Annotated in this window: 8 protein-coding genes and 1 rRNA gene; 1 reads left to right on the forward strand and 8 read right to left on the reverse strand. The window is 71.3% G+C overall.

Annotation, left to right across the window (positions count from 1 at the left end):
* Nucleotides 1–92: 92 nt before the first annotated feature.
* Nucleotides 93–902 carry an IclR family transcriptional regulator gene (locus tag IF651_RS15545; protein ID WP_191830045.1) on the forward strand — a complete coding sequence of 270 codons (810 nt, stop codon included), beginning with the start codon at nt 93–95 and terminating at the stop codon, nt 900–902.
* Nucleotides 903–983: 81 nt separating this feature from the next.
* Here IF651_RS15545 and pucL read toward each other — a convergent pair whose 3' ends face one another.
* From pucL to rrf, 8 genes are all read right to left on the reverse strand, one after another.
* Complete coding sequence (pucL, locus tag IF651_RS15550; RefSeq protein WP_191830046.1) at nt 984–1,895, reverse strand: factor-independent urate hydroxylase; 912 nt, start codon at nt 1,893–1,895, stop codon at nt 984–986.
* A 1-nt stretch (nt 1,896) separates the two neighbouring features.
* A complete protein-coding gene (gene uraH, locus IF651_RS15555; RefSeq protein ID WP_191830047.1) occupies nt 1,897–2,265 on the reverse strand; it encodes a hydroxyisourate hydrolase in 369 nt (122 codons plus the stop codon).
* A complete protein-coding gene (uraD, locus tag IF651_RS15560; RefSeq protein WP_191830048.1) occupies nt 2,262–2,759 on the reverse strand; it encodes a 2-oxo-4-hydroxy-4-carboxy-5-ureidoimidazoline decarboxylase in 498 nt (165 codons plus the stop codon). The genes uraH and uraD overlap by 4 nt, the downstream gene beginning before the upstream one ends.
* 320 nt (nt 2,760–3,079) lie before the next feature.
* Complete coding sequence (locus IF651_RS15565; protein WP_338404001.1) at nt 3,080–3,685, reverse strand: GNAT family N-acetyltransferase; 606 nt, start codon at nt 3,683–3,685, stop codon at nt 3,080–3,082.
* A 4-nt stretch (nt 3,686–3,689) separates the two neighbouring features.
* On the reverse strand, nt 3,690–5,219 hold the full coding sequence (gatB, locus tag IF651_RS15570; RefSeq protein ID WP_191830049.1) for an Asp-tRNA(Asn)/Glu-tRNA(Gln) amidotransferase subunit GatB: 1,530 nt from the start codon (nt 5,217–5,219) through the stop codon (nt 3,690–3,692).
* 4 nt (nt 5,220–5,223) lie between these two features.
* Entirely contained in the window at nt 5,224–6,747 is a 1,524-nt protein-coding gene (gene gatA, locus IF651_RS15575) for an Asp-tRNA(Asn)/Glu-tRNA(Gln) amidotransferase subunit GatA (protein WP_191830050.1), read from the reverse strand.
* A complete protein-coding gene (gatC, locus tag IF651_RS15580) occupies nt 6,747–7,043 on the reverse strand; it encodes an Asp-tRNA(Asn)/Glu-tRNA(Gln) amidotransferase subunit GatC (protein WP_191830051.1) in 297 nt (98 codons plus the stop codon). The genes gatA and gatC overlap by 1 nt, the downstream gene beginning before the upstream one ends.
* Before the next feature lie 97 nt (nt 7,044–7,140).
* Nucleotides 7,141–7,222: ribosomal RNA gene (gene rrf, locus IF651_RS18365) — 5S ribosomal RNA — on the reverse strand; the annotation flags it as partial.

Genomic DNA, 7,222 nt, shown 5'->3' on the forward strand with positions numbered 1-7,222 from the left:
CCGTGATGCGGAAGAATGTCGCGGGAATGTCCAGCGACCGGAGCACGAGGCTCGCCCGGTACCGGGACGGGCCTCGCGGACAGGAGATGGAGATGGCCCCCACTGCCGCGGGGAGGCAGCCCCAGGAGAACGAGACGGGCCGCGCCGGTGCGCGGTCCGGCGGCGTGCAGTCCGTGGACCGTGCGATCGAGCTGCTCGAGCTGCTCGCCGACTTCGGCGGCGAGTCGGGGCTGAGCGAGCTCGCTCAGCACACCGGCCTGCCGTTGCCGACCATCCACCGGCTGCTGCGCACGCTGGTCGCACAGGGATACGTCCGCCAGACGCCGAACCGGCGCTACACGCTCGGCCCGCGGCTGATCCGGCTCGGTGAGTCGGCAGGTCGCCAGCTGGGGGCGGGAGCACGCCCGCACCTCGAGCGCCTCGCCGTCGAGCTCGGCGAGTCTGCCAACCTCGCGATGATCGACCGCGACATGGCCGTGTACGTGGCACAGGCCTCGTCGCAGCACTCGATGCGCATGTTCACCGAGGTCGGCCGGCGCGTCTACACGCACTGCACGGGCGTCGGCAAGGCGGTGCTCTCTCAGCTCCCCGACCAGACCGTCCGCGAGATCGTCGCGCGCGTCGGCATGCCGCCGGCCACGGACCTGTCGATCACCGACGTCGACGCGCTGCTCGCCGACCTCGCGGCCACGCGCGAGCGCGGGTACGCGATCGACGACGGCGAGCAGGAGCTCGGCGTGCGCTGCTTCGCGGTGCCGGTGCCCGGCACGCCCACCCCGACCGCGCTGTCCGTCTCCGGCCCCGCGGCCCGCGTCACCTACGAGTTCGGCGAGCGCGCCGTGCCCGTGCTCCAGCGCGTCGCCGCCGAGCTGACGCGCGAGCTGGTCAGCACCGCGCCCTGACGACGGCCGACCGTACGACGGCGCGCCCCGGCCCGCCGCGGGGCTCCCGCGGTGCTCCGGGGTGCGCCGTCGCGTCATCGGTCAGCAGAACCCGGCGACGGTCGCCCAGGCGCGCGGCTCGGCCGGCACGCCCTCGCGCTGGACGGTCGCCTCGATCAGCCCGTACGGGCGGTCGGCGGCGAAGAAGACCTCGTTCGGGTTGTCGAGGCCGAACGGCTCCAGGTCCACGAGGAAGTGGTGCTTGTTCGGCATCGAGAACTTGATCTCGGCGATCTCGGGGACCGCCTCCAGGACCGCCTTGCCCATCGCGAACAGCGTCTGCTGCAGCGCGAGGGAGTGCGTCGTGGCGAACTGCTCGAGCTGGATCGCGCGGACCTTCGCGTACACCGCGTCGAAGTCGATGTCCGTGGTCGTGTAGCGCCAGCGCGAGGAGACCGACGTCGCGAGGATGCGGTCGTCCGTCTCGACCAGCGTCGTGAACCGGTCCCGGGGGAAGCCGTGGAACTCCGACCCGGTCGACTTGAGGACGACGAGGTCCGTCAGGCCCGAGACGACGAAGAACTCGTCGCCGTCACGCTGGACGACGGTCGTGCGCGTCTCCTGGTTGTCACGGACGAAGGCGTGGTCGTGCTCGCCCTGCGCCGTGCTGATGCGGTTCCACGTGTACTGCTCCACCTCCCACCGGCCACCGGTGATCCACTGGAAGTCTTCGACGAAGTGCGTCCCGAGACGCATCGCGAACTCCTCGATCGCGCCGACGCCGGCGCGCGCGAACCCGTAGATCGTGTTCTTCTGCGTGTCGGTCGCGACGCACCTCGAGTTGTCGCCCTCGAGGTGGGTCGCCTCCTGGCCACCCCGCAGCTGCGAGGACACGTTGAGGTCGGTGATCTCGTGGCGCGGTGTCGCGCGGTCGATCCGCACGAGGCGGACCTCCGCCTTGCCCCACTGGTTGTCGCCCAGCACGATCGCGCCGTTGCTCTGGGTCTCGCTCATGTCAGCTCCCTCGATAGGTCGAGTAGGCGAACGGGCTGAGCAGGACGGGGACGTGGTAGTGCTGCTCGGCGCTCGCCACCCGGAAGACGATGACGACCTCCGGGTAGAAGGACACGGTGCTCGTCCGGTCGAAGTACTCGGCTGTGTCGAACACGAGCCGGTACGTACCGGGGACGAGGGACTGCGGCCCGAGCTCGGGCACCCGTCCGTCGTCGTTCGTGCGGGAGGACGCCACCAGGGACCATCCCTGCCCCGTCGTCCCGTCCGCGATCCCCGGAGCCGCCTCGAGGCGGACGGAGATCCCCTCGCCGGGCCTACCGCTGGCCGCGTCGAGTACGTGTGTGGTGATGTGGCTGGCGTGCGCGCTCATGCGGACAGCACCCCTTCCAGCCGCAGCGCGGCGATCTCGCGCAGGTTGCGGGCGGCGTTGGCCCGCTCGGTCGAGGCGTCGTTGTCCAGACGCCGGGTGAGGTGCTCGAGGATCTCCTCGGCGCTGCGGCCGGCCGCCCGGATGAGGAAGACGTGACCGAACTTCTCCTCGTACGCGCGGTTCCCCTCGGTGAGGCGGCGGCCGACCTCGTCGTCGTCCGTGGCGACGGCGGCCTGCTCGGTGCGTGACATCTGCGCGTCCGCGTCGTCGCCCTGCGCTCTCTCGCCGATGCGTGGGTGGCGCGCGAGCGCGGCATCGATCTCGGAGTCGGTCCACGGGTCCGCGACGGTCCGGGCCGACCGGACGGCGTCGCCCACGCTCGCGTAGGGACGCGCCGCGGCGACCTCGTCCGCCCACCGCGCGACGTCCGCACAGGCGAGCAGGACGTCGCGCGCCTGGTGCTGCGTCAGAGCGTTGAACTGGTCCAGCCTCATCGCCGTTGCCCTGCCTCTCGACCGCTCGGATTCTGCGTTGCACGTCTCGCATTCATTCCACTTTGTGGAAGTTCGTTTCCGCACTACGAATGTACGACGAGCCTCGCCGCGCTGTCAACCACCCTCGCGTCCCTGTCCGCGCTCCGCCAGCGCTCCCCCCAGCGGGGTGTCGCGGGCGCACGTGAAGCACCGGCGGACGACGAAGGGCCCGGCAGCGGATGCTGCCGGGCCCGTGGCCGCGCCTCGTGGCCGCCGTCAGGCCCACCCCTGCGGGGGACCTGCGCGTCGGGTGCGCGTGCGCCGTCAGGTGCGTCGAGAGCTCAGGACGTGCCTGCCCCGGCGCGGAACTCGTCCTCGAGGATGCTCATGACGATGGTGTCGGACCACCCGTCGCCGTCGGGGTAGACGTCGCGCAGCCGGCCCTCCTCGCGGAAACCGAGCGACTCGTAGAGCATGCGGGCACGCGGGTTGATGCCGAGCACGTCGAGACTCACGCGGTGCAGGTGCGGGCCCCCGTGCCGACGACCGTCGACGTCCGTGGTGCCGTCGAACGCGAAGCGGAGCACCTCGTAGATCGCTTCTCGCCCGTACCCCCGACCGCGATAGTTGGGCAGGAGCGCGAGCCGCAGGTTCGCGGACCGTGCGGCGGCATCGATCTCGTTGAGGACGATCTCCCCGATCATCTCGTCGCTGACGAGCTGACCGTCGCGCACCGCGCCCGACGTGATCGACCAGTCGACGCGGCCCGGACGGTCACTGATCGTCGCCGTCCACTCGTCGATCTGCTCGCGCGTGAACGAGGCGGTGGTACCCGTCAGCCGCCTCGACTCCGGGTCCTGGAGCGACTCCCACATCCGGTCGGCGTCGCGCGCCTCGATCGGGCGCAGCTGGACCATCTCGCCCAGCAGGACCGGCCCTCGTGTCACGGCGTCAGCCGATCCGCTCGAGGACGAGCTCCCGCACGCGACCTGCGTCGGCCTGCCCGCGGGTCGCCTTCATGACCGCGCCGATGATCGCCCCGACCGGCCCGAGGTTGCCGCCTCGTACCTTCGCGACGACGTCAGGCTGCGCGGCGAGCGCCTCGTCGATCGCCACGAGGAGCGCGCCGTCGTCCGAGACGATCTCCAGCCCACGCGCGGCGACGACCAGCTCCGGGTCGCCCTCGCCGGCGAGCACGCCGTCGAGGACCTGACGTGCCAGCTTGTCGTTCAGGCGCCCGCTGTCCACGAGCCCCTGGAGCTGCGCGATCTGCGCGGGCGTCACGTTCAGGTCGCCGAGCTCGAGCTCGTCCTGCTTGGCGCGCCGCGCGAGCTCGCCCATCCACCACTTGCGTGCTCCGGCCGGGCTCGTCCCGGCCGCTACCGTCGCCTCGACGAGATCGAGCGCCCCCGCGTTGACCACGTCACGCATCTCGGCGTCCGCGTAGCCCCACTCGCCCTGCAGACGCCGACGACGCGCGACGGGCAGCTCGGGCAGGCCCGACCGGATCTCTTCGACCCACTCGCGCGGTGGGGCGACGGGAACCAGGTCCGGCTCGGGAAAGTAGCGGTAGTCCTCGGCGTCGGACTTGGGTCGGCCCGACGTCGTGATGCCCGTGTCCTCGTGCCAGTGGCGCGTCTCCTGCGTCACCGTGCCGCCGGCGTCGAGCACCGCGGCCTGGCGCGAGACCTCGTAGCGCACCGCTCGCTCGACCGAGCGGAACGAGTTGACGTTCTTGGTCTCGGTCCGGGTGCCCAGCGGGTCCTCGGCCGTCGGCCGCAGCGAGAGGTTCACGTCGGCCCGGACGTTGCCGCGCTCCATGCGCGCCTCGGACACGTCCAGGGCGCGGAAGATGTCGCGCAGCGTCTGGACGTAGGCGCGCGCGACCTCAGGAGCGCGGTCGCCCATGCCCGTGATCGGACGGGTGACGATCTCGACGAGAGGGATCCCGGCGCGGTTGTAGTCGACGAGCGAGTACTCGGCCCCGTGGATCCGCCCGGCGGCGCCGCCGACGTGGGTGTTCTTGCCCGCGTCCTCCTCCATGTGCGCGCGCTCGATCTCGACGCGGTGCACGGTGCCGTCCTCGAGCTCGACATCGATCCAGCCGTCGTGGGCGATCGGCTCGTCGTACTGCGAGGTCTGGAAGTTCTTCGGCACGTCCGGGTAGAAGTAGTTCTTGCGGGCGAACCGGCACGTCTCGGCGATCTGGCAGTTGAGGGCCAGCCCGATCCGGATCGCGTACTCCACCGCCTTGCCGTTCACGACGGGGAGAGCACCGGGGAGACCGAGCGAGACGGGGGTGACCTGGGTGTTCGGGCCTGCACCGAAGCTCACCTCGGCGGGGCAGAACATCTTGGTCAGGGTCCCGAGCTCGACGTGCACCTCGATCCCGATGACGGGGTCGTAGCGGCGCGTCGCCTCCGCGTAGTCGACGAGCTCGACTCCTCCGGCGGCGGCCGGGAGGTTCTGTGACTCGACCATGGCCTCAGCCCTTCTGCTCGGTGGTCGGGAGGACCGGGGCCCGGTCCAGCAACGGGCCACCCCAGGAGTTCTCGAGCGCGGCCTCGAGGGCTCCTCCCACGCGGTACAGGCGGTCGTCGGCCTTCGCGGGTGCGAGCACCTGGAAGCCGACGGGAAGGCCGTCGTCCGACAGCCCGGCGGGCACCGACATCCCGGGCACGCCCGCAAGGTTCGCCGGGATCGTCGCGACGTCGTTCAGGTACATGGCGAGCGGGTCGTCGAGCTTCTCACCGAAGCGGAAGGCCGTGGTCGGTGCCGTGGGCGACACGAGCACGTCGGCCTGGTCGAAGGCGGTGGCGAAGTCTCGCTGGATCAGCGTTCGCACCTTCTGCGCGCTGCCGTAGTACGCGTCGTAGTAGCCGGCGGACAGCGCGTACGTGCCCAGGATGATCCGCCGCTTGACCTCGTCGCCGAACCCCGCGCCACGGGTCGCCGCCATCACGCGCTCGGCGGTCGCCGGTCCGTCCTCCGGCTCGACCCGCAGGCCGAAGCGCATTCCGTCGAACTTGGCGAGGTTGCTCGACGCCTCGCTCGGCATGATCAGGTAGTAGGCACCGAGCGCGTACTCGAAGTGCGGGCAGGAGACCTCGACGACGTCGGCCCCGAGACCGCGCAGCAGCTCGAGCGACTCGGAGAACCGGGCGCTGACACCGTGCTGGTAGCCGTCCCCGCTCAGCTCGCGGACCACACCGACGCGCACGCCGGCGAGATCACCGGCAGCACCCTTCCGGGCGGCGGCGACGAGCGCGGGGACCTTCTCGCGGATCGACGTGGAGTCGCGCGGGTCGTGCCCACCCACCAGCTCGTGGAGCAGCGCCGAGTCGAGCACCGTGCGCGTCACGGGCCCGGCCTGGTCGAGCGAGGACGCCATCGCGATGAGGCCGTACCGGGACACCCCGCCGTACGTCGGCTTCACGCCGACGGTGCCGGTGACGGCCCCGGGCTGGCGGATGGACCCGCCCGTGTCGGTGCCGATCGCGAGGGGGGCCTCGAACGCGGCGACCGCCGCCGCAGAGCCACCACCGGACCCACCGGGGATCCGGTCCAGGTCCCACGGGTTCCTCGTGTTGCCGTACGCGGAGTGCTCCGTCGACGACCCCATCGCGAACTCGTCCATGTTGGTCTTGCCCAGGATGGGAAGACCGGCACCACGGATGCGCTCGACGAGCGTCGCGTCGTACGGCGGCACCCACCCCTCGAGGATCCGCGAGCCGGCCGTGGTGGGCATGCCCTTGGTCACCACGACGTCCTTGACGGCGACAGGCACGCCCGCGAGCGGGTGGAGCTCGTCGCCCGACGCCCGACGCGCGTCGACGTCGCGCGCAGTCGCGAGAGCGTCCTCGGAGCTGACGTGCAGGAAGGCGTGGACCGACTCGTCCACCTGGTCGATGCGGTCCAGGTGGGCCTGCGTCACCTCCACGCTGCTGACGTCGCCCGCGCCCAACCGCGCTGCGAGCTCGGCGGCGCTCAGTCGTGTCAGGTCGCTCATCATTCCTCCCCGAGGATCTGCGGGACCGCGAACCGGCCGTCCTCGGCGGACGGTGCACCTGCCATGACGTCCGCGACGGGCAGTGCCGGCTCCGGCACGTCGTCCCGGAAGACGTTGGTCAACGGCAGGGGGTGGCTCGTCGCGGGCACGTCGGCCGTGGCGACCTCGCTCACCTTGGCGATGGCGTCGACGATGACGTCGAGCTCACCGGCGAACCGGTCCAGCTCCTCGGGTCGCAGTTCGATGCGGGCCAGCGCGGCGACGCGCGCGACCTCGGCACGGGAGATGGTGGACATGCAAGCCATCCTAGAGGTCAACGACGAGGTGCAGAAATGGGCGGGTGCACACATGCCGAAGGCCCACCCCGTGTGGGGTGGGCCTTCGGTGAAGGGTGTCCGGCGGCGTCCTACTCTCCCACCCCGTCTCCAGGGCAGTACCATCGGCGCTGAAGGGCTTAGCTTCCGGGTTCGGTATG

The organism is Cellulosimicrobium arenosum (genome assembly GCF_014837295.1).
GTDB classification, from domain to species: Bacteria; Actinomycetota; Actinomycetes; order Actinomycetales; family Cellulomonadaceae; genus Cellulosimicrobium; species Cellulosimicrobium arenosum.